A 24,392-nucleotide genomic window follows, 5' to 3' on the forward strand; every position below is an offset into this window, starting at 1 on the left:
GTGTTTCTCTATACAATTAATTATCTCGCCTTGTACTGATTTGATATCCCCAGTATGCTCACCGACAATAAAGCAAATTTTCGAATTACAGGTAATAATAACAACGTGAAAAAATCTATTTTAATAACAGGTTGTTCAAGCGGTATTGGTTTAGATGCGGCTCTGACGTTATCAACAAGAGGCTATCAAGTTTTTGCTACCGCAAGAAAACAAGCCGATGTTGTTATGCTACAAGAAAAAGGTTTAACCGCTTGCCAGCTTGATTTAACCCAAGTTGACAGTATCCATGCGGCACTTGCTTTTGTGCTCAATGAAACTGGGGGGACATTAGATTTTCTTTTTAATAATGGTGCCTATGGTCAACCGGGCGCATTAGAAGACTTACCAACTCAAGCGCTTATAAGCCAATTTGAAAGCAATGTTTTTGGCTGGCACGAGCTGACTAAACAAGTTATTCCGGTTATGCGCAAGCAAGGTCATGGCCGAATTATTCAATGTAGCTCAGTGTTAGGCTTTGTTTCTATGGCTTATCGTGGCGCTTATAATGCCTCAAAATATGCTGTTGAAGGTTTGTCTGACACCTTAAGGTTAGAATTGAGATCAGCGAATATCGCAGTGATACTTTTACAGCCAGGTCCCATTAATACTCAATTTCGCGCCAATGCCTTAAGTGCTTTTACAGCCAACATTGACGCTAAAGACAGTGCCCATCATCTTGAGTATCAACAACAAATAGCAAGGCTGGCCAGTAAAACCTCGAATGCAAAATTTACCTTAGAAGCGGCAGATGTCACCAAAGCGTTGATCCATGCCTTAGAGAGTAAACGCCCGAAAATAAGATACAGAATTACTGTGCCTACTAAACTATTTGCCGTATTCAAACGTATACTACCGACAAGTTGGCTCGATAACCTTTTAGCTAAAGGTTAATGAGCTAAAATAAGGTAAATTAACAAAAAATATTATTCATTTTTAAAAGGTAACTCTGATGAAAAGAACATCAAAAGTAGTTTGTACATTTTTAGCATTATTAACGAGCTTTAGTTTGTTAGCCTCTGATTTAAAAGTGGGAGAGCAAGCACCAGATTTTAAATTGCAAGCCACCAATGGTGATTATTACCAACTCAGTGACTACAAAGGTAAGCAAGCGGTTGTTTTAGCTTGGTATCCAATGGCTAACACGCGTGGTTGTACCATTGAATGTAAGTCATTGGTTGAGAAGGGGCATTTGATCAGAGCGTATAATGCAAGTTACGTTATGGCCAGTGTTGACCCATTAGATGACAACAGAGATTTTGCTAAGAAAACCGGCGCAGACTTTCCGATGTTAAGCGATCCGACAAAAGCGACTGCAAAAGCCTACGATGTGTTGAATATGATGCAGGTTGCTAGTCGTGTGACATTTTATATTTCTAAAGAAGGTAAAATCTTGAAAATAGATGATGATATTTCGCCAAGAACAGCGGCAGAAGATATTGCCAGTAACCTTGAAATGTTAAAAGTAGCAAAAGCTCAATAAGATAGTAAGAGCAGCCAACACTTTTGGCTGCTCATTATAAGTTACTCAGCGAGTAACTTTTCTATATCCGCTTTAATGCTAGTCGGTTTAGTGGTTGGCGCATAGCGTTTAACTACTTGGCCTTTCTTGTTCACTAAAAACTTAGTGAAATTCCACTTGATGCTCTTAGAACCTAGTATTCCAGGTGCTTGTGCCTTTAAAAAGGTAAAAAGAGGGTGAGTGTTGTCGCCATTGACGTCAATTTTATCAAATAATGGGAATTTGATATTAAACGTTAGATCACAAAACTGCTGTATTTCCTCATTACTGCCTTTTTCTTGTTGCTTAAACTGATTACAAGGAAAAGCTAAAACCGCTAAACCTTGTGTTTGATACTCACTGTAAAGTGATTGTAAGCCTTCATATTGAGGCGTAAATCCGCAGGCACTTGCCGTATTTACAATAAGCATTACCTTACCTTGGTAGTCTTTCAACTCAACGGTTTCTTTTTTATTGTTCAGCGCATTAAACTGATAAATAGCGTCAGACATTGATTATTCCTTTATATTAAGCGGCTTAAAATTTAGTGAAATTCTTCACAAGCTATCAAAGTGTTCTCGATTAAACTTGCTACTGTCATTGGGCCTACGCCGCCAGGTACGGGCGTAATATAAGCGGCTTTCGTTTGAGCTATATCAAAACCTACATCACCAACAAGTTTGCCATTGGCCAAACGGTTAATCCCCACATCAATAACAATAGCGCCAGCCTTAATCCATTCTCCAGGAATGAACTCAGGTTTTCCTACGGCCACAACAAGTAAATCAGCGTTACGTATTTTATCTTCAAGATTTTTAGTGAATCTATGCGTGGTGGTTACTGTGCAACCGGCCAGTAATAGTTCTAATGTCATAGGACGACCAACAATATTTGAAGCACCGACTATAACCGCCTCTAAACCATGTGGGTCTATACCGGTAGTCTCTATCAGCTTGATAATGCCCTTAGGTGTACAGGGGCGCAATCCTGGTTGACGAAGTGCTAGTTTGCCGACGTTGAATGGGTGGAAGCCATCAACATCTTTTAAAGGGTTAATATGCTCGATAATTAAATTAGCATCTAAACCTTTTGGTAAAGGGAGCTGAACAAGAATACCATCAATATTTTCGTCATTATTTAATTCATCAATTAAAGTAAATAATTCAGCTTGAGTGGTTGTCGGGGGCAGATCATATGAGCGAGAAAGAAAACCAACTTCTTCACATGCTTTACGCTTACTACCAACATAAACTTGTGAAGCAGGATCTGAGCCGACTAATATCACGGCTAGCCCAGGAGGTCGTAAGCCATTTTTAACGCGTACTGCTACTTTTTCTTTTACTGAGAGCCTAAGCTGCTGAGCAATATATTTACCGTCTATAAGAGTTGCTGTCATGATAGTTTCTATTAACTTAGTTAAATGATGAAAAACGACACTATTTTCGCATAAAAACCTGGACTGTTATAGCTACTGTTCTTATAAATGGTCTTTTATTCGGTAATATATCGTCAAATGAAGATTTAAAAATAAAATATACGCTTATCAAGTATGCCAAAAACAGAATTTATTGATAATTGATGAGTTGCTATATTTATAGGCAATAAGTGCTGATTATCAAGCGGCTTGTTTTAAAAGTGAGCAAACGGTTATTTTTTTATAAAAAAGGTTTGACGGGACTCAGGCAACTAGGTAATATCCGCATCCGTTGAAAGGGGCATATTTTTAGTTCTTTTAAACGCAGTACATATCGGTGATTAGCGCAGCTTGGTAGCGCACTTGGTTTGGGTCCAAGGGGTCGCAAGTTCGAATCTTGCATCACCGACCACTTTTTTAATTATTTTTAATAACTAAAAATTTGGCCTGTAGGTAATGTGCGCCCTTAGCTCAGCTGGATAGAGCAACGCCCTTCTAAGGCGTGGGTCGCAGGTTCGAATCCTGCAGGGCGTACCAAACAGTATTTTACAATGGTGGCTATAGCTCAGTTGGTAGAGCCCCGGATTGTGATTCCGGTTGTCGAGGGTTCAAGTCCCTTTAGCCACCCCATTTTTTCTCAAGAAATGGTGATGAAATATTGTAGTAAGTAGGTTAAGTAGAAAATGTCGGTGATTAGCGCAGCTTGGTAGCGCACTTGGTTTGGGTCCAAGGGGTCGCAAGTTCGAATCTTGCATCACCGACCACTTCTTATTTTATATGCCTTTTATCGTTGTCATCTTCCGTTATACACTCCTATTTACAAATCATAAATTTAATTTAGAACAACTCCTTACAAATCATAAATTTAATCTAGAACAACTCTTTAACTATCAGCTACACCAATTTTAATGCACTTTAAATTTAATTTATTACATTTAAATGAAGTCAGCACACACTGTTTTTACTCGTTTTATCACCCATTTAAAAAATAAGTCAAAAATAACGTCATTAAAGGGTCGACTCTTATATCAAGCATCGCTATAATTTCGCGTCATTATTTTAAAATCTAGGTCTATATCATGCCTTTTAAACCTCGCTGAGCGAGGAACTATTTATTAGTGTTGGTATTTACTCTGATTTTTCGGGCTTCTGTAGCGTTGGTTATAGGGCTACAAACGTCACACTCTTTGGCTAATTAAGCTGTGAAGTAGTTGTGTTATTGAAAGCGTTACTAAAACGCTAAGTTTTGAGGTATTAAAATGCAAGTTTCAGTAGAGACTACACAAGGTTTGGAACGTAAGTTAACTATTTCTGTTCCTGCAGAATCAGTAGATGTAGAAGTTAAAAACCGTCTTCGTCACATATCAAAAACCCAGCGAATTAATGGTTTCCGTCCAGGTAAAGTTCCTGCGACTGTTATCCAAAAGCGTTACGGTCAATCAGTTCGTCAAGAAGTTGCTGGCGAATTAATGCAACGTAACTTTGTTGATGCAATTGTTGCAGAAAAAATGAATCCAGCTGGTCGTCCAAGTTTTATTGCTAAAAGCAATGAAGACGGCAAAGCGCTAGAATTCGAAGCTACTTTTGAAGTTTACCCTGATGTTGCTTTAACTGGCTTAGATTCAATTAACGTTGAACGTCCTGACGTTGAAGTTACAGATGCTGATTTAGATGAAATGTTTATTACATTACAGAATCAACATAAAACGTGGAAAGAAAACAAGCGTAAAACTAAAGCTGGTGACAAACTTGTTTTAGATTTTACTGGCCGTGTTGACGGTGAAGTTTTTGAAGGCGGCGAAGCTAAAGATTTCGAACTTGAATTAGGCGCTGGTCGCATGATCCCAGGTTTTGAAAAAGAAATTACTGGCATGAAAGCTGGCGATGAAAAAACAATTAAAGTGACTTTCCCTGATGATTACCATGCTGAAAACCTAAAAGGCAAAGAAGCAGAGTTTGATATCGTTCTTCATAAAACTGAAGGTCCAGTATTACCAACAATCGATGAAGATTTTGCTAAATTGTTTGGTGTTCAAGAAGGTGGCGTAGAAGCATTACGCACTGAAGTAAGCACTAACATGACTCGTGAGTTAACCCAAGCGGTTAAAGCTAAAGTTAAAGAGCAAGTAATCGAAGGCTTATTAGCTGCTAACGATGTTGAAATTCCTAAAGCGTTAATCGCTCAAGAAATTGACGTTTTACGTAAGCAAGCAATGCAACGTTTTGCGGGTCAAATGGATCCTAATAACATGCCAGAGCTTCCAGCTGATATGTTTGAAGAGCAAGCTAAGCGCCGTGTTAAAGTTGGTTTGTTACTAGGTGAAGTGATCAAAGTTAATGAATTAAAAGTTGACGAAAACAAAGTTAACGAATTAATTGCATCAGCCGCATCAGCTTACGAAGATCCAAAAGAAGTTATCGAGTACTACGCAACAAACAAAGAGCTTAACCAACAAATGCAGAATGTTGCATTAGAAGAGCAAGCTGTTGAATTGTTACTTGAAAGCGCAAAAGTTAATAAAAAGAAAGCAAGCTTTAAAGATATAATGAATCCAGAAGGTAAATAAGACTGAGTCTCTTAGGATTCTTGCCACTGAGCAAAGAAACTTAATCGGCTAAGTTGCTGCCATTTGCTTAAATTTGTAGCACTTTAGTGAAACAAATGTGAATTGGTAGACCTTTTAGATTGACATTATGTCAAGCAATCGCTTAAATGGCTGGTATGGGGACATACGAGCCATTTTTTATATAGAAAGGAAATTTTAGTTGTTTACTTCTCAAAATAATTCTCAGAAAATCACCAGCACTATCGATAGTGCTTTAGTGCCAATGGTTATTGAGCAAACACCTAAGGGTGAGCGCTCGTTCGATATTTATTCAAGACTTTTAAAAGAGCGTGTTATTTTCTTGTGTGGTCAAGTTGAAGATCACATGGCTAATTTGATTGTTGCTCAGTTATTATTCCTTGAGTCTGAAAGTCCTGATAAAGATATATACTTATATATTAATTCACCTGGCGGTTCGGTAACTGCAGGTATGGCTATTTACGATACGATGAAGTTTATTAAGCCAAACATTAGTACAGTATGTATTGGTCAGGCGGCTAGCATGGGCGCATTCTTATTGTCAGGCGGTGAAAAAGGTAAACGTTACTGTCTACCTAATGCCCGTGTGATGATTCATCAGCCACTTGGTGGTTTCCAAGGTCAAGCATCTGACTTTGAAATTCATGCGAAAGAAATTCTTTATATTAAAACTAAATTGAATACTTTAATGGCCGAGCATACAGGTCAGTCATTAGAGAAAGTTTCTCATGACACCGACCGTGACAACTTCCTAAGTGCAGAAAGTGCGGTTGAATATGGATTAGTTGACTCCATATTAACAGAACGATTAGATAAATAATTTCACAACTTTGTGATCTAGATAATTTATGAAATACTTAACAGTATCTGTATTAGAAATTAAACAAATTGAGGTTCCGTATGACCGATATTAAAAATGGTGACGGTGATAACGGCAAGCTTTTGTATTGTTCGTTTTGTGGCAAGAGCCAACATGAAGTTCGTAAACTTATTGCTGGTCCGTCAGTATTTGTTTGTGATGAGTGTGTTGAACTGTGCAACGATATTATTCGTGAAGAAATAAAAGAAATTTCCCCGAAAGAAGAAAAAGAAAGCTTACCTACACCGATAGAGATCCGTGAAAGTTTAGACGACTACGTTATTGGTCAAGATCACGCGAAAAAAGTATTAGCCGTAGCGGTTTATAATCACTACAAACGTTTACGCAATGGTGACTCTCACAATGGTATAGAGTTAAGTAAAAGTAATATTTTACTTATTGGCCCAACGGGTAGTGGTAAAACATTACTGGCTGAAACCTTAGCGCGTTTACTTGATGTGCCGTTTACTATGGCCGATGCAACGACATTAACTGAAGCAGGTTATGTTGGTGAAGATGTTGAAAACATCATTCAAAAGCTTTTACAAAAATGTGATTACGATGTTGAAAAAGCCCAGCGTGGTATTGTTTACATCGATGAAATTGATAAGATTTCACGTAAATCAGATAATCCATCAATCACGCGTGATGTATCAGGTGAAGGTGTTCAGCAAGCATTGTTAAAGCTTATTGAAGGCACTATCGCTTCAGTTCCACCACAAGGTGGGCGTAAACATCCTCAACAAGAGTTTTTGCAGGTTGATACCTCGAAAATCTTATTTATCTGTGGTGGTGCATTTGCCGGTTTAGATAAAGTTGTTGAGCAACGTTCACATACTGGTGCAGGTATAGGTTTTGGCGCAGAAGTTCGTGGCAAAGATAGCAAGAAAACGCTAACTCAACACTTACAAGATGTTGAGCCAGAAGATCTGATTAAGTATGGTTTAATTCCTGAGTTTATTGGTCGCTTGCCTGTTGTAGCAACATTGACAGAACTTGATGAAGACGCATTAATCCAAATATTGCAAGAGCCTAAAAATGCGCTAACTAAGCAGTTTGGTGCATTGTTCGACATGGAAAACGTTGAATTAGAGTTCAGAGAAGATGCATTAATTGCTATTGCACACAAAGCAATGGTGCGTAAAACGGGCGCGCGTGGTTTACGCTCAATCGTTGAAAGCGTCTTACTTGATACCATGTATGAATTGCCATCAATGAATGATGCGATAAAAGTTGTGGTCGATGAAACAGTAATAAAAGGTGAGTCAAAACCGATTATTATTTACGATACACCACAGGAAAAAGTAGCGAGCGAATAGCCGTTCATTGCTAAAATTTTAGGTGTTTCGATAAAAAGAGTTAGATGACATTGATCATTTAGCTCTTTTTTTTTGTCTATCCGTTGAAAGCTTTACTAAAATCCCCATATACTTTTTAACTACAATTTTTTCCCTACTGATTTTCGAGAGAGTAACCTATGACCGAAGAGTTATCTGGTATCAATGAAATTCCTGTTCTAGCCTTGCGCGACGTTGTTGTTTATCCCCAAATGGTGATCCCATTATTTGTAGGTCGCGAAAAATCTATTCGCTGTTTAGATATAGCGATGGAAAACGACAAGCAGGTTTTTCTTGTTGCACAAAAAGATGCCGCAGTTGACGACCCTACAGCCGATGATGTTTATCGTGCGGGTACGATTGCCACTATTTTACAAATGTTGAAATTACCTGACGGCACAGTGAAAGTGTTAGTTGAAGGAGCGCGTAGAGCGCGTATAACTCAATTTGTTGAAACACAAGAATACTTCACTGCCGATATTGAGTTTCTTGACGTAGAAACCGTTAACGAAGACGATTGTGAAGTCTTGGTTCGTTCGGCTATTTCTCAGTTTGAAGGTTATGTCAAACTCAATAAAAAAATACCACCTGAAGTGTTAACTTCAGTTTCAGGTATTGATGATGCAGAACAATTAGCGGATACGATGGCTGCACATATGCCATTAAAGTTAGCTGAAAAACAAAAAGTACTAGAAATAGAGAATGTTGCTCAACGTCTAGAATATTTAATGGCACTGATGGAAGGCGAAATTGACTTATTGCAAGTTGAAAAGAAAATTCGTACCCGTGTTAAAAAACAAATGGAAAAAAGTCAGCGCGAATATTATTTGAATGAGCAAATGAAAGCCATTCAAAAAGAATTAGGCGATGACGAAGAAGGTTCAAACGAAGTTGAGCAGCTTGAAAAGCAAATTGAAGATGCGCAAATGCCCGAAGAAGCTAAAGAAAAGACTTTAGCCGAAGTACGTAAATTAAAAATGATGTCACCGATGTCGGCAGAAGCAACCGTGGTTCGCTCATACATCGACTGGATGATCAGTGTACCTTGGAAGAAGCGTAGTAAGTTAAAGCGTAACTTAAAGCTTGCTCAAGATATTTTAGATAAAGATCATTACGGTTTAGATAAAGTTAAAGAACGTATTTTAGAGTATTTAGCGGTGCAGCAACGTGTTAGCCAGCTAAAAGGACCTATTCTTTGTTTAGTTGGCCCTCCAGGGGTTGGTAAAACGTCTTTAGGACAATCTATTGCTAAGTCAACCGGACGTAAATACGTGCGTATGGCACTAGGTGGTGTGCGTGATGAAGCTGAAATTCGAGGCCATCGCCGCACATATATTGGTTCTTTGCCAGGTAAGTTGATTCAAAAAATTGCTAAAGTTGGGGTTAAGAATCCACTATTTTTATTAGATGAAATAGATAAAATGGCGTCTGATATGCGTGGCGATCCTGCATCTGCTTTACTGGAAGTGCTTGATCCTGAGCAAAACACGACGTTTAACGACCATTACTTGGAAGTTGATTACGATTTATCCGATGTGATGTTTGTTGCTACTTCTAATAGTATGGATATCCCCGGACCTTTATTGGATCGCATGGAAGTTATTCGTTTGTCGGGTTATACCGAAGATGAGAAGCTTAATATTGCCAAGAATCACTTACTCGATAAGCAAGTTGGTCGTAATGGTCTAAAAGAGAAAGAAATTTCAATTGAAGACAGCGCTATTATGGGCATCATTCGCTACTACACAAGAGAAGCTGGGGTACGTGGCTTAGAGCGAGAGATATCAAAACTTTGTCGTAAAGCGGTAAAAGCGATTTTATTAGATAAAACCATTAAAAAAGTCACTATTAATCAAGATAACTTATCTGAATTTTTGGGTGTACAACGTTTTGATTATGGTAAAGCGGATAGTGAAAATAGAATAGGTCAAGTGACTGGTTTAGCATGGACATCTGTAGGTGGTGAGTTATTAACTATAGAAACAGCTTCGGTTCCAGGTAAAGGTAAACTGACTTACACCGGTTCATTAGGTGACGTGATGCAGGAATCGATACAAGCAGCGATGACCGTTGTACGAAGTCGAGCCGATAAATTTCGTATTAATGCTGATTTTCATGAAAAACGTGATATCCATGTTCATGTCCCAGAAGGTGCTACACCAAAAGATGGGCCAAGCGCAGGTGTTGGTATGTGTACGGCATTAGTTTCTAGCCTAACCGGTAATCCGGTCAGAGCAGATGTTGCTATGACAGGTGAAATTACTTTACGAGGTGAAGTACTTCCTATTGGCGGCTTAAAAGAAAAACTCTTGGCTGCGCATCGTGGTGGTATTAAAACAGTCATTATTCCAAAAGATAATGAGCGTGATTTGGAAGAAATTCCTGACAATGTTAAAGGTGATTTGGTTATTCATCCGGTAAAATGGATAGAAGAGGTATTAGATATTGCCTTAGAGCATCCAGTAGAAAAATTCAAATTAGGCAACTAATTTGTAAAAATTGCTGTTTTTTTAGTAAATAAAAGAAAAAATTGCAAAAAATTAACAAAAAACAGTGATTTTTGCTTTTCAAACACTGAAACTGTGTTAAGTTAATGTCGCTGATAACGCTAGACCCCTATCCATACATAGGATTAGGGTTTGGTTAAGATAAAAATAAATAATAAATTTTATTTTCTTAAACACAGTGCTTGATGTTCAAAAGAAGCTCAATATAAAAGTTTCCGCAGGACGCTAAAACAAATGATGGCACTGAATAATAACAATTGAAGGGGAATACTTGTGAACAAATCTCAACTAATCGAAAAAATCGCTGCTGGTGCAGACATCTCTAAAGCTGCTGCTGGTCGTGCGTTAGATTCATTTATTGAAGCTGTTACAGACGAATTGAAAAATGGTGAGCAAGTTGCTCTAGTTGGTTTTGGTACTTTCTCAGTACGTGACCGTGCTGCGCGCACTGGCCGCAACCCACAGACGGGTGCAACTATTCAAATCGCTGCAGCTAAAATCCCAGCATTTAAAGCTGGTAAAGCATTAAAAGATTCAGTTAATCCATAATTATCTGCTTCAATTTTTGTAGATAAATCAGAAAAGCCTTTTTAAACGAAGGCTTTTTTTATTTTACATATCCCATAAATAGCTTCATTTATATCACTATAAAATAATTAAATCTTCGTCTGCTACTTCAAGGTCAGTGATGCTTCTGATAGAATCCTGAACAAAGATATATCTGTCGTAATAAATAGAGAAAAAGATGTTAGAAAATATTCGAGAAGGTTCACAGGGCTGGATTGCAAAATCAATCCTAGGTTTAGTTATTTTAACTTTTGCTTTAGCGGGAATTGGTACTTATACCAACTCAGTAGACACATCTGTCGCTGACGTTAACGGTGAAAAAATATCACAAGATGCTTTTAATAAAGCTTATCAAGCGCAACGTAATCGTATGGCACAACAATTTGGTGATATGTTCGAAACATTATCAGCAGATGAAAATTATATGGCTAACTTTCGTAACGGTATTTTAGATAACCTAATTAATGAAAAGCTGATTGATCAAAGTACAGTTGATATGTCTATTCGCGCTTCTGATGAACGTATTAAGCAAACTATTCGCACGATGACTGAATTTCAGGTCGATGGTGTTTTTGATAATAATCGTTATTTAGCGATGATTAACCAAGCCGGTTTTTATCAATCTTCAGATTTTCGTGATTACTTACGTGTTCAAATGACTCGTCGTCAATTAACACAAGCACTTGTTGCCAGCGAGTTCAACTTGCCATACCAAGAAAAACGGGTAAGCGCTTTACAAAACCAAAAGCGTAACGTCCGCTATGCGACCATTAATGCTGAACAGTTTAAAGCCGGTATTGAGTTAACTGACGATGAAATCAATCAGTACTACTTAGCTAATCAAGGCCGTTTTGAAAACGAAGAAAAAGTAAAACTTAACTACATCGCACTTGATGTTAACGACATTGCAAAAACAATTGAAGTTAGTGACGCTGATGTTAAAGCTTACTACCAAGAGAATATTGCCAGCTATCGTCAAGACGAACAGCGTCGTGTCGCTCATATTTTAATTGAGTTTGGTGATGATGAAGTTGTGGCAAAAGTAACGGCAGAAGCTTTATTAGCCCGTGTTAATGCCGGTGAAGATTTTGCTACTTTAGCCAAAGAAAGTTCAGACGATACTTTTAGCGGTGAAAATGGTGGTGATTTAGAATGGATTGAACGTGGTGCCATGGGCGATGCGTTTGACGAAGGCGCCTTCGCGTTAACCGAGATTAATAGCGTAAGTGATGTTGTCGAAAGTGACTTTGGTTTTCATATCATTAAATTAACCGACCTAAAAGCTGAACAAGTTCAGGCTTTTGCTGATGTAGAAGTAGAACTGCAAGCAAAAGTGAGTCAATCAAAAGCACAAGATAAGTTTTTTGATTTACAACAGGAAATGGCACGATTAAGTTTTGAAGCCCCTGATAGTTTAGACGAAGCTGCTGAAGCCGTTAACTCAAAAATAATGACGACAGACTGGTTAAGTAAATTTGGCAACGTAGCGCCATTTGATAGCCCTAAAGCAATCGAAGCTGCTTTCTCTGATTTAGTCCTTCAAGAGAACTTAAACTCAGACATTATTGAAGTTAGCGATACTTTAGCGATTGTTATTCGTTTAGAAGAGTACCAACCAGCAGAAGTTAAGCCACTTACTGAAGTTACTGTACAAATTCGTGATACTTTGATTAGCGAGAAAGCAACAGAGCTAGCACAAACAACAGCTGACTCTTTACTTGTTTCATTTAAAGCAGGTAATGATATTAGCGAGCAGTTAACAGCGATTAACGCCGTGTTTATTGAAAAAGCTGATGTTACACGCTCAGGTAGTGATATTGCGCCTAGCTTAAGCCGTGAGGCTTTTAAATTACCTCATCCAAGTGAAGGTCAGATTTCAGCAACGACGGTAACATTAAATAACGGTGATTTAGCCTTATTAGAAGTTCAAGCTGTTATAGCGAGTAATGTTGAAAAAGCACTTGACCCAAGAATGGCACAACAACAAACGCAACAACTTGCACAATCTGCTTACCAAAGCTTTGTTGAAGCATTAAAAGTTAATGCTGAGATCACACGTAAAGCAATAGCGGCGCCAGTATCTCAGTTTTAAGTAGCTAAGTGATTCAGTCATCAAGCGATTAAATAACGATACTTATTAATGATGAGTATTGAATTAAATGAAGGCTGCAAATTGATTGCAGCCTTTTTTATTACTTATAGAAAAAAATCAAAAAGCTAAAATTATGCATTCCTCCTTGCTAGAAAAGTATTTACCTGAACTTAACCCTCATGAAAATTCATTACCCATCTTAGATCTGGCTTGTGGCAATGGCAGGAATGGTTTGTTTTTCCTAGAGAAAAATTTAGCGGTGACTTTTGCTGATATTAACACGCAGTCATTAGCGAATGTTCAGCAAGCAATAAGTCATGATGCAGATAAATATCAATCAACATTAGCCACCTTTTGGCTTATTGACTTTGAACAAAGGTTTTCTCAGCCATTAGTTGAAAATAGTTATAGTGCCGTAATGGTTTTTCGCTACTTACATCGACCACTTATCGAGCAGATTAAAGCGGCAGTAGTTCCTAATGGTCTGGTTATTTATGAAACGTTCACCTTAGGACAAGCGGTTCTTGGTCGCCCCAAAAATCCTGATTTTTTATTAAAAAAAGGAGAATTACTTGAGCATTTTGCTGGTTGGCAAATTATTCATTCTTTTGAAGGGACAATAATTTCAGATACGGGAAATCATAGCCAAGCCATAGCGCAAGTCGTGGCGAGAAAACCTTTATAATTACTTAACAAGTAAGTTGTGGCATGATCTGTTTAACCTGCTTAACTTTATTCATTCAGCGGAGACTGTTTTGTTTTATCGCAAAGTATCTTTTATCGATATGTTTAAGCGATAACAATTTCAGACGTGGGTAATAATAGCCAAGCCATAGCGCAAGTCGTGGCGAGAAAACCTTTATAATTGCTCAACAAGCAAGTTGTGGCATGATCTGTTTAACCTGCTTAACTTTATTCATTCAGCGGAGACTGTTTTGTTTTACCGCAAAGTATCTTTTATCGATATGTTTAAGCGATAACAATTTCAGACGCGGGTAATAATAGCCAAGCAATAACGCAAGTTGTGGCGATAAAACCTTTATAATTGCTCAACAAGCAAGTTGTGGCATGATCTGTTTAACCTGCTTAACTTTATTCATTCAGCGGAGACGGCTTTTTTTATGGCAAAGTATCTTTTATCGATAGACCAGGGCACGACAAGTTCACGAGCGATATTGTTCACCACCCAAGGTGAACGTTACGCGAGTGCCCAAGAAGAGTTTCCGCAATATTTTCCTCAAGATGGTTGGGTCGAACACAACCCCAACGAACTATGGCAGAGTGTCTTAAGTACCTGTCAAAAAGTGCTAGATGAAAATCAGTTGAGTGCTAGCGATATCTTAGGTATTGGCATAACAAACCAGCGAGAAACGACCCTCGTATGGGATAAAAATACTGGCGATGTTATTTACAATGCGATTGTTTGGCAAGATAGACGTACTGCTTTTTTTTGTGATTCAATTGATTGTCAAGACATCAAAAATAGCATTATGGACAAAACGGGTTTAATTTTAGATGCGTACTTCTCTGCGACCAAAATTAATTGGTTATTGGATAATGTACCAGGTGCAAGAGAAAAAGCAGACGCAGGTCAGTTACTTTTTGGCACTGTTGATACTTTTTTATTGTGGCAATTAACGGCGGGGAAATCTCATAAAACCGATGCAACTAATGCTTCTCGCACTATGTTATTTAATATTCACCAACAATGTTGGGATGATGAATTACTGGCTTTATTTTCAATACCCAAAAGTATGTTGCCTGACGTGATGGACTGCGCCGCTGAATTTGGTGTCACGCAATCATCTTTATTTAATGGTGAAATCCCCATTTTAGCGATGGCTGGCGATCAACAGGCGGCTTTATTTGGTCAAGCTTGTTTTACTGAGGGCATGGCGAAATGTACTTATGGTACAGGCGCATTTTTAATGCTAAATACCGGCAATAAAGCTTTAAAGTCAACTAATCGCCTACTGACAACTATTGCTTATCGTTTAAACGGTGACGTTACTTATGCTATTGAAGGCAGTATTTTTATGGCAGGGGCAACTATTCAATGGCTAAGAGATCAATTAAAGATCATTGATAAAGCAAGTGACAGTGAAAAAATTGCTGAAAATACGGTTGTTGAGCATGGTGTTTTTTTAGTCCCAGCATTTACAGGCTTGGGTGCCCCGTATTGGGATCCTAATGCTCGCGCTGTCATTTCAGGCCTTAGTCGTGACTCAGGTCGAAATGAAATAATTTCTGCTGCTTTGCAGTCGGTTGCTTTTCAAAGCAAAGATTTACAAAATGCTATGGCAAAAGATGGCTTAGCGCTCTCATTTTTAAAAGTAGACGGCGGTATGGCGGAAAATAACTGGCTGCTTAATTTTATCAGCGATATGTTATCGATAACGGTTGAACGCCCTGATATCGTTGAAACCACAGCGTTAGGCGTTGCTTATTTAACCGGCTTACAAGCAGGCGTTTTTTCTTCTGTTGATCAATTATCAACCTTGTGGCGCTGTGAAAAAAGTTTTACGCCACAAATCAGCGAGCAGAAAAAAAATCGTCTTTATGCACAGTGGCAAAATGCCGTAAGTAAAGTACAAAGCTAGTACCTTAATTGCGAGTAGTTATCAATTTAGACAAAAGCTGGCGATTGTTATTGTCACTTTAATTAGCACTTAAATTCTGCACTTTACGCGTTAACGGGTATACAATGCTAATTTTATTATTCTATAAATTTCATTATGCATATTGATCCTAAATGGCGTGTTTTAACGGTTGGCGATGGCGACTTATCTTTTTCTGCATCTTTACTTAAACATCATCAACCCCAGCAGCTGACAGCAACCATCTATGACAGCATGGCTTGTTTACAGGAAAAGTACGGTGATGTTTATTATCAGCAGTTACAGCAGGACAATTGCCAAGTCATCACTGATTTTGACGTCACTGATGAAAAAACTTGGGGGACGTTAGCTGAACAATCATTTGATTTGGTGATCTTTCAATTTCCATTATTACCCGCTTTTCCTTCTGAACAAGCTTTTCAAGCTCAGTGCCAGCAATTAAGTGTTAATACCTTAAACAGAGCTTTACTGAGAAAATATCTGTTGAACTGCTTTCAATACTTTCTTGATGAAAACGGTGCAAAACTTGCGTTGATCACTTCAAAGAATGTTAAACCTTATCTGCAATGGAATATTGAAAAAGCATTAATCACTGATACCGATATCAACTATATTGGTCGTTTTTTCTTTGATATTACTAAATTTCCAGATTATAAAGTCAGGAATGTAAACAGAGATAAACATGTTAAATCAACTCAAGGTACAACTTATATATACAGCCAAGCGCCTCTAGAAAACTGTAAGGCGATGTTTGATGCTCACAGCGACGACTATATTACCTATAACCGTAAAAGTAGGGTGCCTGAAGATAAAAAATGCTTAGCTTGTCATACAGGCGCTTTCGCCACAGAGCACGACAAGCAAATGCATTTAGCCACTAAGAAACATCAGCAAATGTCTGCCTACGAGCAGCAATGGACTTATTTCCTGCAACAAGAACAGGCTAACAAATAAATCTTAAATAGGGTCAATAAAGATGCATAACAAAAAAGTACTGATCCCGCTACCGCGCTATGGTTGCGATCCTTCAGAAGTCGCTATTCCTTGGTTATTGCTAAAAGAACAGCAGGTTGAAATGACCTTTATAACACCTGATGGCAAGGTCGCGACGGCTGACGATATTATGCTGACTGGAAAAGGTTTGGGCTTGCTCAAACCCTTATTACAGGCTAGACAAGATGCCATAAATGCCTATCGTCAACTGGAACAATCAGCTGAATTTAATAAGCCTTTATTTTACACCGATGTGAAAGCCAGTGACTTCGATGGATTATTATTACCGGGTGGGCATGACAAAGGGGTAAAAGAATATTTAGAGTCAGAGGTATTACAAAGATTGGTGGTTGATTTTTTTAATGAAAATAAACCCGTCGCGGCTGTTTGTCATGGCGTATTAATTCCAGCGAGAAGTATTGATCCCAAAAGTCAAAAATCGGTCATCTATAATTATCAATGTACCGGGCTATTAAAGCGTCAAGAGCTTATGGCTTTCCAATTAACTCGACTTTGGTTAGATGATTATTATTTAACGTATCCAGAAACAACCACAGAAGATGAATTAGTGGCAGCACTTGCCAGTAAAACTCAGTTTGTTAACGGCAGTTTGCCATTAGCTCGTGATGATTTACAGCACTTGTCACGTGGCTTTATCGTTAAAGATAGAAACTACTTATCGGCGCGATGGCCTGGAGATATTTATAATTTTAGTTTGAAGTTTATTGATATGTTGACAGATTAACCCTGTAGTGAATCTGTCACTTGAATGCTTATATTGATGTTACTTAGGAGAATCCGAGTAAGGGTTTGAAGATGTACTAGCTGGCTTTGAGCGTTCAGGTTTTTCTGTACGACGAGCAAAGCCCTGTTCACTTTTATCTTTATAGCTACCTTTACTGCTATTACTTCTGTTGTCTCGACCTTGTGATGAAGGTTTGTTATCAGAAAAATTGGATGATCTGATTGTAGGGATAGGGGCTTGTCCTAAAATGAGTACGGCAGGGTCTTTAGGTTTCTGGCGTGCGGGTATCACTCGCAGACGCGGTGGAATTTCATATTGTTCATCATCAGCTTTTGGCAAGTTCTTAAATTGATATAAATAAAAACGTTCCATTTTTTCACGTGCCCACTCGGTCTTACGCAAAAACTTTAAGCTAGATTCAATACTAGGCTTGTTTTTAAAACAATTAATATTGGTATATTCCGCTAGAATTTCCCAACCATAATGATCATACACTTCATTTAAAAGTGTATCTAATTTAAGCCCGTGCAAGGGATTATTGAGTTGTTCGTCTTCTAGCGTCATGAGATTCTTTTTTACTAAACAGTTATAGCCATATTATATACGGATATGCGGACAATGTACTTGCCTTTATTATTTTTTGTTTCGATAACGCTCTTTTGCTTTTCGACCTTTTTTATAAAGTGCCGGTCTTAGAAAGCGTCTTAATGAAGGAAATAGATAAGAAACAGTAGTTAACCAACCGCTCGAACGAGGTAATGTAATCTCGATTTGCTCACCTTTAGCTACGCGAATTATTGCCTCAGTGACTTGCTGTGGACTGCTCATGGGTTGAGAAAATACAATATCTTCTACTTCATCTATTTCAGACATAATAAAGCCAGTATTGATTGGCCCCGGAGAAACCAAACCAATACTAATCCCCGAACCGCTTAATTCATCAGCAAGGGCATAGGTAAATGCACGCAGCCCAGACTTAGTTGCGCAATAGGTTGCAGCGCCCTGTAATGGTGTTCGACCAGCTAAAGAGCCAACATTAACGATGCCGCCAAAGCCACCATTAGTTATACTGCTGCGTATATAAGGTAAAATTAATGCCGACAGTGCTATTGGCGCACGTAAATTTACATCGACCATTTTTGCTAATTGTTCAGCGGTATTATCTTCAACATTACCGCGTTGATGATAGCCAGCATTATTAATAAGATAATGAATACTGCCAAATTTCTCTTGAGCACTCTCTAGCATTTTTTGGCAATCAGCTGAATTAGCGACATCCATCTTGATGGTTAACACCGAAGTTTCAACACTAAGTTCTTTTTCAATCTCGTCGAGTGCTTGTTGTCCTCTGGCTAACAAAACCAAATTAGCTTTCAATTTGGCAAAGGCTCGGGCAGTTTCTGCACCAACACCTGCAGATGCACCGGTAATAACGACTGTTTTACCTTGAAAATAATGTTCCATCTTTATGCTTCCAGTTTCATTTGTTTTTATTTGTTTTATTTATTTACATCTCATGTCGACAAGGTTATTTTATTCTGGTCTAACCAGAGGTCAGTATGCCAGAAAAAACCGTATTGTTAACTATCGAAAACAACATTGCTTATGTTGCCCTTAATCGTGCAGATAAACATAACGCTATTAATATGATGATGTTTTATCAACTTGATAAAATTATTAAACAATTACAAAAAGATAAATCACTGCGAGCAGTAATTGTTCATGGTAAGGGTGTCGATTTTTGTAGTGGTTTAGATGTTAAGTCTGTGATGAAAGCACCGGTTAATATCTTTAAACTCCTGTTTAAATGGTTACCCGGTCAATCAAATTTAGCACAACGTGTATCAACGGGCTGGCGTAAAATTCCTGCTCCGGTGATCATGGCATTACATGGCAGAGTTTGGGGGGGCGGTTTACAAATAGCACTCGGTGGCGATTTTCGCTTTGTTGAGCCCAGTGCTACTTTATCTATTTTAGAGGCAAGGTGGGGACTCATTCCGGATATGGGCGGCACTTTGGCACTTAAAGAACACTTGCCAGCAGATCAAGCGAAGTTGTTGGCGATGACTGGTCAAGAAATTTCTGCGCAGCAAGCACTTGAATTCAAGTTAATTACCGATATTTGTGCTGATCCCTTAGTGTCAGCAAAAAGCTTAGCAGATAAACTTTGCCAGCAATCACCGGATGCGGTTGCAGGTGTTAAAAAACTTTATAATCATGTTTGGTGGCGAAGTGACCGTTTTACCTTAGCCCGTGAAACTTATTATCAATTAAAAGTTATGTTAGGTAAAAATCAAAAGATAAAAACTTACAACCAAACCCATAGCACCAGTGAAGCGAAAGTCTTTAAAGATAGAGGCGATTGGTCGTAAGATTTAACTGAATATTTTCAGGTTGAATTTGCTACTTTTTTTCGATGATGTGTAGCTATCTAAAGTGATCTAAAAAGTGAGTGACCAATGTATCCCCTTAAATATATAGAGCCAGTTTTTCGTCCGCCCAGTGAGTGGAAGAGCCTTATTTTGCAAGTTACCAATGGCTGCTCTTGGAATAATTGTTCTTTTTGTGAAATGTATACGGCCGAAAATAAAAAATTTAAACCGAAAAAAGTCGCATTAATTGAAGAAGAGATGATTAAAGTTGTCGACTCAGGTTTACCGGTTGGTCGGGTGTTTTTAGCCGACGGTGACGCAATGATGTTACCGTTTAAACGCTTAAAAGAAATACTTGAGCTAATAAAGCAATATTTTCCGCAAGTCACTCGTGTTGCAAGTTATTGTCTACCAAGAAACGTCAGTAATAAAACGGTTGAACAGCTAGCAGAGTTAAAGGCGTTAGGCTTGTCTCTCTTGTATGTTGGTTGTGAAAGCGGTGACGATGAGGTCTTACAATTAATTGACAAGGGCGAAACCTATCAAAGCTCTTTAATTGCGCTCAACAAAATTAAGCAAGCAGGTATTAAAAGTTCAGTGATGATCTTAAATGGACTTGGCGGACCTGAGCTATCCAAACAGCATGCCATTAACTCAGCTAAATTAATGAATGAAGCACAACCCGACTACTTATCGACACTCGTGGTTAGCTTTCCTTTAGGGCAAGAACGTTTTGCTAAAAACTTTACTGACCGACAATATCAACCCTATCGACTGCTAAGTCAGCAAGAGTTATTTATTGAAATGGCAACATTGTTATCCGCTCTGGAATTAGAAAAAACTATTTTTAGGTCTGATCATGCTTCAAATTACTTAGTCTTAAAGGGCATTTTAGGCAAAGATAAAGAGAAACTAGTTAATACGGTGCAAATGGCATTAGCGCATTCTACAGAAATTCCGCTTCGTCAAGAATGGCAACGAGGATTATAGCCAGTAATGCCTGTACACTAAAAAAGTTACTAATTAAAATAATAAACTCAAACAATATGTTAAGTTAGTTATAGTTTTATAGTCAGCTGATAAATGTAGTCCGTACTTTATTTACAGCACATAGCTCAGTCCACCATCAATAACGTTGATATAGGAAGATATATTGACTATAAATAAGGTTGACGTTAATTGATAATAAAGTCTGTTAATTTTGTTTTGTCGTGGTGGAGGATTCAGTTTTAATGAATAAATTTATTATTAAGTCTATTTTACTATTTTTTATTGTGATTGCTCCCCTACAAGCACTTCAACAATTATCGCCAACAAAAAATATTACTTTTTATACTGAAAACTATCCTCCTGCTAATTATTTAGTTAATGATAAGCTTAAGGGAATTTCAGTAGAGACCTTAAAAGCGTTATGGAAACATTTAGACATTGCAGAACAAGAAATTCTGGTTGTTCCTTGGGCACGTGGCTATAGATTTACCTTAGATAAAGCCAACAGCGCTTTGTTTACCGTTTCTAGAACACAAGCTCGCGAAGGTTTATTTAAATGGGTCGGGCCTATTTTTCACTCTACTCATGTACTAATGGCCAAAAAATCAAAAAACTTTGAGTTCGCTAATTTAGGGCAAGTTTTTTATCGTAAAGTTGCCACCGTAGCAGGCGATATCTCAGAAATTTCGCTTAATCAAGTGGGTTTCCCTTCCTCTAACTTGGCAAAAGTCTCCTCCTTAAAACAAGCTTTTTTAATGATGCAATCAGATCGTGTCGACATGATTGTTATCTCTATACATGGTTTCGCTCATTTAGCAGAACAACTTGGCTTTGATGAAACTGACTATGAACAGGTCTGGCAGGTCAATAAGGTAGGTAACTACTTTGCTTTCAATATAAACACAGCCAATGACGTGATAGCACTATATCAAAAGGCCTTCGATGATATTGCACCGCAACGGTTAGCGATTAAAGCTACTTATGTTTTACCCCAAGCTGAGTATTAATGAATTAGCTATATTAAGTGTTTTGTTTATTGAGGATGCTATCAAACCTTAACTTGACAGGTTTATTCTTAAGTTATTAAAAATATTGGCTTTATTAACTCTACGCAATAAAAATGTAGTTATTGTTTTTCTTAAATTAGAGCTCTTTTCATTGTCGGTGTTGCTATAAATAAAACCTTGCTATCTATCGATATAAAGCCATACTGAATTGATGTTAGGTGAACGTACTTAACACTAACCTTTGCCATTACATCAGGAATGAATATTACCTTACTTGCTATTTTACAAGCTGATAGTACTCAAAATTCTGTCAAAAAGACTGGATGATACTATGAATGTTGATACGCGGTTCCCAAATTCTTCGGTTAAGCCCTTTATCTTACTTATGGCTTTCGCTTTGTCGATCATTATGACTGGACTGATAATATTTCAATATCAGAAAAACATCATTCTTGAACGCAGCGAAGATAACCTCGCCAGCATTGCTAATCTAAAAGTCGAACGAATCGAATATTGGCTTGACGGACTTGAACGTGATGCAGGTATTATCAGTAAAGATTATTATTTCACCACTCTACTAGAACAATGGTTACGTGCTGGTGCACTCGATAATGCTAACCGTGATAATATTCTAAAGCGCCTTAAAGATATTGAAGACAGCAATAAATATGCTGTCTTATCGTTGCTCGACCTAGCAGGTCAGGTAATATTATCGACTAACAGCATAACAATTACCCCACCCGATGAGTCGATAACAGAGCAGGCCATAGACGTTATTCGCACTGAAAAAATGATTCTTGGTGAGATTAACCTAGGGCAAAAAGAAAAACTAAAAATGGCGATGCTAGTGCCTTTATTTGTCGAAAGTAAAGGGTCTCGTCAGATCATTGGTGTACTTTATTTTCGTATTCATCCAGAGCAGTTTTTATTTCCTATGCTGGATGCTTGGCCAGTTGGTCGCCTGAGTGCAGAAACCTTACTAGTACGCAGAGATAACGGCGAGGCATTGTATCTTAATGAGGTACGTCGTAAGAAAGACTTATCGCTTAGTTTGAGTATTCCACTTAACCAAGAAGATATCCCGGGTACGAATGCCGTCAATGGCAAAACGGGTTTTTTTCGTGGTGTAGATTATCAAAACATACCAGTTATCTCCTATTTAGCGCAGATCCCTAGAATGGATTGGGGCATGGTGGCAAAAGTTGATGAAGTAGAAGTCTATGCGCCAATTTATAGACGTGCTCGACAGCTACTTTGGATGGGAGGCATATTATTTGCGGTAGTGTCACTCGCTACTTGGTTGTACGTTCGGCGTGCTTCGGTTGTTGAACTAGCCCAATTGCAAGCAGATAAGCAATTAAAAAAGAGTGAAGAGTCGCTTCGACTTCTTGTCTCAAGTGTTCGTGATTATGCCATTATAATGCTTGATGCCGATGGACGTATTAGCTCATGGAATAAAGGGGCTGAATATATTACCGGTTATACCTTTGCTGATGTGTTTGGAGAGTTTTTCTCTTGTTTATATCCCCATGAAGAAATAATTGCAGGTCAACCACAAAAAGAATTACAGATCGCTAGAGAGCTAGGCCGTTTTGAAATAAATGGCTGGCAAATCTGTAAAAATGGCACACGCTTTTGGGCAAATACAGTTATAACCGCGATAAATGGCACTGATAACAAAGTGCTTGGTTTCGCCCAAGTTACTCGAGACATCAGTGAGCAGCGACAAAGCGAGCAACTGCGTGCTGAAAGTGAAGCTTTACGCCACGCTAGTCAAATGAAAAGCGAATTTCTGGCCAGTATGTCTCATGAATTACGTACGCCGCTCAATGCTATTATAGGTTTTTCAGAAGTCATTAGAGATGGCTTGGTGGGGGAACTTAGTCAACAGCAAAGTAAATATATTGGCAATATCTTTGAAAGTGGTCAGCATTTGCTTTCGCTAATCAACGATGTGCTTGATCTCTCGAAAGTAGAAGCGGGTAAGATGATCCTCGATATAGAGACTTTTCAATTGACCAGCTTATTGCATGACTGTACTTCTATGATAAAAGAGAAAGCGTTATCGCGAGACATCGAATTAATAGAGGATGTGCAAGCAGAGTTAGGTTTTATGCAATGCGATGGGCGCAAACTCAAACAGATTATTTACAACCTATTATCTAATGCTGTTAAGTTTACACCACAAGGTGGCACTATTATTCTTTCCGCTTGCCGTGCTGTTCGCGCTGACGCGATTATGATCACCGAAGATAACTTATGGAAAACTCGGCTAATTAATGAAGTTGATGGTGTTGAAGCCACCTTTGATGAGTTTTTAGAAATCACGGTACATGATACCGGCATAGGGATTTCTGAGAATGATTTAAATAAGCTCTTTCAACCCTTCACCCAAATAGACAGTAGCCTATCCCGAAAATTTGGTGGTACTGGGCTGGGTTTAGTTATGGTGAAAGCACTTGCTCATTTGCATGGTGGTTTTATGGCGGTATCGAGCGCAGAAGATAAAGGTGCTTGTTTTAAAGTGTGGCTACCATGGCGTGATGTCAGCGTTAAAGACGTTTCTCTTTCAGTCAACCCACTCATACAAATAAAAGATGAGAATATTGTCCGTAACTTGGTTAAAAAGCATGAGTTGCCCCTTGTTACTGAAGTTGAGAAAAGCGCTTCGGTACTGGTAAATTTAGCGCTAGAGAAAGAGAGTTAAGCAGGACTCTTACAAAGACTGAGTATGTAAGGACGCGTTAATTTATCATTAAAGAATAAATA

The 24,392-nt window shown here is 38.3% G+C and carries 20 protein-coding genes and 4 tRNA genes; 20 read left to right on the forward strand and 4 right to left on the reverse strand.

Annotated elements, in window-relative coordinates; translation table 11 throughout:
• Positions 1-105 precede the first annotated feature (105 nt).
• Both H4J57_RS12790 and H4J57_RS12795 read left to right on the forward strand, forming a co-directional pair.
• Entirely contained in the window at positions 106-930 is an 825-nt protein-coding gene (locus tag H4J57_RS12790) for an SDR family oxidoreductase (RefSeq protein ID WP_070377001.1), read from the forward strand.
• A 58-nt stretch (positions 931-988) separates the two neighbouring features.
• Positions 989-1,519, forward strand: a complete 531-nt coding sequence (locus tag H4J57_RS12795) for a redoxin domain-containing protein (protein WP_182243198.1) — start codon at positions 989-991, stop codon at positions 1,517-1,519.
• A gap of 41 nt (positions 1,520-1,560) precedes the next feature.
• Here H4J57_RS12795 and H4J57_RS12800 read toward each other — a convergent pair whose 3' ends face one another.
• Together H4J57_RS12800 and folD are read right to left on the reverse strand one after the other, a co-directional pair.
• A complete protein-coding gene (locus H4J57_RS12800; protein ID WP_182214852.1) occupies positions 1,561-2,049 on the reverse strand; it encodes a glutathione peroxidase in 489 nt (162 codons plus the stop codon).
• 32 nt (positions 2,050-2,081) lie between these two features.
• Positions 2,082-2,933, reverse strand: coding sequence for a bifunctional methylenetetrahydrofolate dehydrogenase/methenyltetrahydrofolate cyclohydrolase FolD (gene folD / locus H4J57_RS12805; RefSeq protein ID WP_182214853.1), 852 nt, complete (start codon positions 2,931-2,933; stop codon positions 2,082-2,084).
• Positions 2,934-3,286: 353 nt separating this feature from the next.
• On the opposite strand from folD, the gene H4J57_RS12810 reads away from it, so the two are divergent.
• The 14 genes from H4J57_RS12810 to H4J57_RS12875 all read left to right on the forward strand — a co-directional run bounded on the left by H4J57_RS12810 (position 3,287) and on the right by H4J57_RS12875 (position 17,254).
• Positions 3,287-3,363: transfer RNA gene (locus H4J57_RS12810), tRNA-Pro, on the forward strand.
• Positions 3,364-3,411: 48 nt separating this feature from the next.
• Positions 3,412-3,488: transfer RNA gene (locus H4J57_RS12815), tRNA-Arg, on the forward strand.
• 17 nt (positions 3,489-3,505) lie between these two features.
• Positions 3,506-3,581 (forward strand) — tRNA-His (locus H4J57_RS12820).
• 57 nt (positions 3,582-3,638) lie between these two features.
• A tRNA-Pro gene (locus H4J57_RS12825) sits at positions 3,639-3,715 on the forward strand.
• Positions 3,716-4,210: 495 nt separating this feature from the next.
• A complete protein-coding gene (gene tig / locus H4J57_RS12830) occupies positions 4,211-5,518 on the forward strand; it encodes a trigger factor (protein ID WP_070374164.1) in 1,308 nt (435 codons plus the stop codon).
• A 229-nt stretch (positions 5,519-5,747) separates the two neighbouring features.
• The gene (clpP, locus tag H4J57_RS12835; RefSeq protein ID WP_083278125.1) at positions 5,748-6,356 is read left to right on the forward strand and encodes an ATP-dependent Clp endopeptidase proteolytic subunit ClpP; all 609 of its coding nucleotides are present in this window, start codon (positions 5,748-5,750) and stop codon (positions 6,354-6,356) included.
• A gap of 80 nt (positions 6,357-6,436) precedes the next feature.
• Positions 6,437-7,714: an ATP-dependent protease ATP-binding subunit ClpX gene (gene clpX, locus H4J57_RS12840; RefSeq protein ID WP_070374163.1), complete on the forward strand. Its 1,278-nt coding sequence runs from the start codon at positions 6,437-6,439 to the stop codon at positions 7,712-7,714.
• A gap of 158 nt (positions 7,715-7,872) precedes the next feature.
• Positions 7,873-10,221: an endopeptidase La gene (lon, locus tag H4J57_RS12845; RefSeq protein ID WP_070374162.1), complete on the forward strand. Its 2,349-nt coding sequence runs from the start codon at positions 7,873-7,875 to the stop codon at positions 10,219-10,221.
• A gap of 291 nt (positions 10,222-10,512) precedes the next feature.
• The gene (gene hupB / locus H4J57_RS12850) at positions 10,513-10,788 is read left to right on the forward strand and encodes a nucleoid-associated protein HU-beta (RefSeq protein WP_070374161.1); all 276 of its coding nucleotides are present in this window, start codon (positions 10,513-10,515) and stop codon (positions 10,786-10,788) included.
• 196 nt (positions 10,789-10,984) lie between these two features.
• Positions 10,985-12,898 carry a SurA N-terminal domain-containing protein gene (locus tag H4J57_RS12855; RefSeq protein WP_182221628.1) on the forward strand — a complete coding sequence of 638 codons (1,914 nt, stop codon included), beginning with the start codon at positions 10,985-10,987 and terminating at the stop codon, positions 12,896-12,898.
• A gap of 133 nt (positions 12,899-13,031) precedes the next feature.
• Positions 13,032-13,583 (forward strand): methyltransferase domain-containing protein, encoded by a 552-nt coding sequence (locus tag H4J57_RS12860; protein ID WP_220470312.1) that lies wholly within the window; start codon positions 13,032-13,034, stop codon positions 13,581-13,583.
• Between the two features lie 436 nt (positions 13,584-14,019).
• Positions 14,020-15,498, forward strand: coding sequence for a glycerol kinase GlpK (glpK, locus tag H4J57_RS12865; RefSeq protein ID WP_182221627.1), 1,479 nt, complete (start codon positions 14,020-14,022; stop codon positions 15,496-15,498).
• A 135-nt stretch (positions 15,499-15,633) separates the two neighbouring features.
• A complete protein-coding gene (locus H4J57_RS12870) occupies positions 15,634-16,470 on the forward strand; it encodes a class I SAM-dependent methyltransferase (protein ID WP_182243200.1) in 837 nt (278 codons plus the stop codon).
• 22 nt (positions 16,471-16,492) lie between these two features.
• Positions 16,493-17,254: a type 1 glutamine amidotransferase domain-containing protein gene (locus tag H4J57_RS12875; protein ID WP_182243202.1), complete on the forward strand. Its 762-nt coding sequence runs from the start codon at positions 16,493-16,495 to the stop codon at positions 17,252-17,254.
• Between the two features lie 39 nt (positions 17,255-17,293).
• Here the strand turns inward: H4J57_RS12875 and H4J57_RS12880 are convergent, their stop codons facing one another.
• Positions 17,294-17,818 (reverse strand): VF530 family DNA-binding protein, encoded by a 525-nt coding sequence (locus H4J57_RS12880; protein WP_182243204.1) that lies wholly within the window; start codon positions 17,816-17,818, stop codon positions 17,294-17,296.
• A gap of 69 nt (positions 17,819-17,887) precedes the next feature.
• Positions 17,888-18,718, reverse strand: a complete 831-nt coding sequence (locus H4J57_RS12885; RefSeq protein WP_182214865.1) for an SDR family oxidoreductase — start codon at positions 18,716-18,718, stop codon at positions 17,888-17,890.
• Positions 18,719-18,813: 95 nt separating this feature from the next.
• Between H4J57_RS12885 and H4J57_RS12890 the strand changes: the two genes are divergently transcribed.
• The 4 genes from H4J57_RS12890 to H4J57_RS12905 all read left to right on the forward strand — a co-directional run bounded on the left by H4J57_RS12890 (position 18,814) and on the right by H4J57_RS12905 (position 24,330).
• Positions 18,814-19,626 (forward strand): crotonase/enoyl-CoA hydratase family protein, encoded by an 813-nt coding sequence (locus tag H4J57_RS12890; protein WP_182221622.1) that lies wholly within the window; start codon positions 18,814-18,816, stop codon positions 19,624-19,626.
• 87 nt (positions 19,627-19,713) lie between these two features.
• Positions 19,714-20,616 (forward strand): radical SAM protein, encoded by a 903-nt coding sequence (locus H4J57_RS12895; RefSeq protein WP_182221621.1) that lies wholly within the window; start codon positions 19,714-19,716, stop codon positions 20,614-20,616.
• A gap of 242 nt (positions 20,617-20,858) precedes the next feature.
• Positions 20,859-21,623 carry an ABC transporter substrate-binding protein gene (locus H4J57_RS12900; protein ID WP_182243206.1) on the forward strand — a complete coding sequence of 255 codons (765 nt, stop codon included), beginning with the start codon at positions 20,859-20,861 and terminating at the stop codon, positions 21,621-21,623.
• Positions 21,624-21,954: 331 nt separating this feature from the next.
• The gene (locus tag H4J57_RS12905; RefSeq protein ID WP_182243208.1) at positions 21,955-24,330 is read left to right on the forward strand and encodes an ATP-binding protein; all 2,376 of its coding nucleotides are present in this window, start codon (positions 21,955-21,957) and stop codon (positions 24,328-24,330) included.
• Positions 24,331-24,392: the final 62 nt, after the last annotated feature.

It is taken from the genome of Colwellia sp. BRX8-7 (assembly GCF_014077275.1).
Taxonomy (GTDB): Bacteria; Pseudomonadota; Gammaproteobacteria; order Enterobacterales; family Alteromonadaceae; genus Colwellia_A.

Coding starts and splice junctions, on each gene's coding strand:
- H4J57_RS12795 (WP_182243198.1), top strand. CDS start 989: ATGAAAAGAACATCAAAAGTAGTTTGTACATTTTTAGCATTATTAACG.
- H4J57_RS12800 (WP_182214852.1), bottom strand. CDS start 2,049: ATGTCTGACGCTATTTATCAGTTTAATGCGCTGAACAATAAAAAAGAA.
- folD (WP_182214853.1), bottom strand. CDS start 2,933: ATGACAGCAACTCTTATAGACGGTAAATATATTGCTCAGCAGCTTAGG.
- tig (WP_070374164.1), top strand. CDS start 4,211: ATGCAAGTTTCAGTAGAGACTACACAAGGTTTGGAACGTAAGTTAACT.
- clpX (WP_070374163.1), top strand. CDS start 6,437: ATGACCGATATTAAAAATGGTGACGGTGATAACGGCAAGCTTTTGTAT.
- lon (WP_070374162.1), top strand. CDS start 7,873: ATGACCGAAGAGTTATCTGGTATCAATGAAATTCCTGTTCTAGCCTTG.
- H4J57_RS12855 (WP_182221628.1), top strand. CDS start 10,985: ATGTTAGAAAATATTCGAGAAGGTTCACAGGGCTGGATTGCAAAATCA.
- H4J57_RS12860 (WP_220470312.1), top strand. CDS start 13,032: ATGCATTCCTCCTTGCTAGAAAAGTATTTACCTGAACTTAACCCTCAT.
- glpK (WP_182221627.1), top strand. CDS start 14,020: ATGGCAAAGTATCTTTTATCGATAGACCAGGGCACGACAAGTTCACGA.
- H4J57_RS12870 (WP_182243200.1), top strand. CDS start 15,634: ATGCATATTGATCCTAAATGGCGTGTTTTAACGGTTGGCGATGGCGAC.
- H4J57_RS12875 (WP_182243202.1), top strand. CDS start 16,493: ATGCATAACAAAAAAGTACTGATCCCGCTACCGCGCTATGGTTGCGAT.
- H4J57_RS12880 (WP_182243204.1), bottom strand. CDS start 17,818: ATGACGCTAGAAGACGAACAACTCAATAATCCCTTGCACGGGCTTAAA.
- H4J57_RS12885 (WP_182214865.1), bottom strand. CDS start 18,718: ATGGAACATTATTTTCAAGGTAAAACAGTCGTTATTACCGGTGCATCT.
- H4J57_RS12890 (WP_182221622.1), top strand. CDS start 18,814: ATGCCAGAAAAAACCGTATTGTTAACTATCGAAAACAACATTGCTTAT.
- H4J57_RS12895 (WP_182221621.1), top strand. CDS start 19,714: ATGTATCCCCTTAAATATATAGAGCCAGTTTTTCGTCCGCCCAGTGAG.
- H4J57_RS12900 (WP_182243206.1), top strand. CDS start 20,859: ATGAATAAATTTATTATTAAGTCTATTTTACTATTTTTTATTGTGATT.
- H4J57_RS12905 (WP_182243208.1), top strand. CDS start 21,955: ATGAATGTTGATACGCGGTTCCCAAATTCTTCGGTTAAGCCCTTTATC.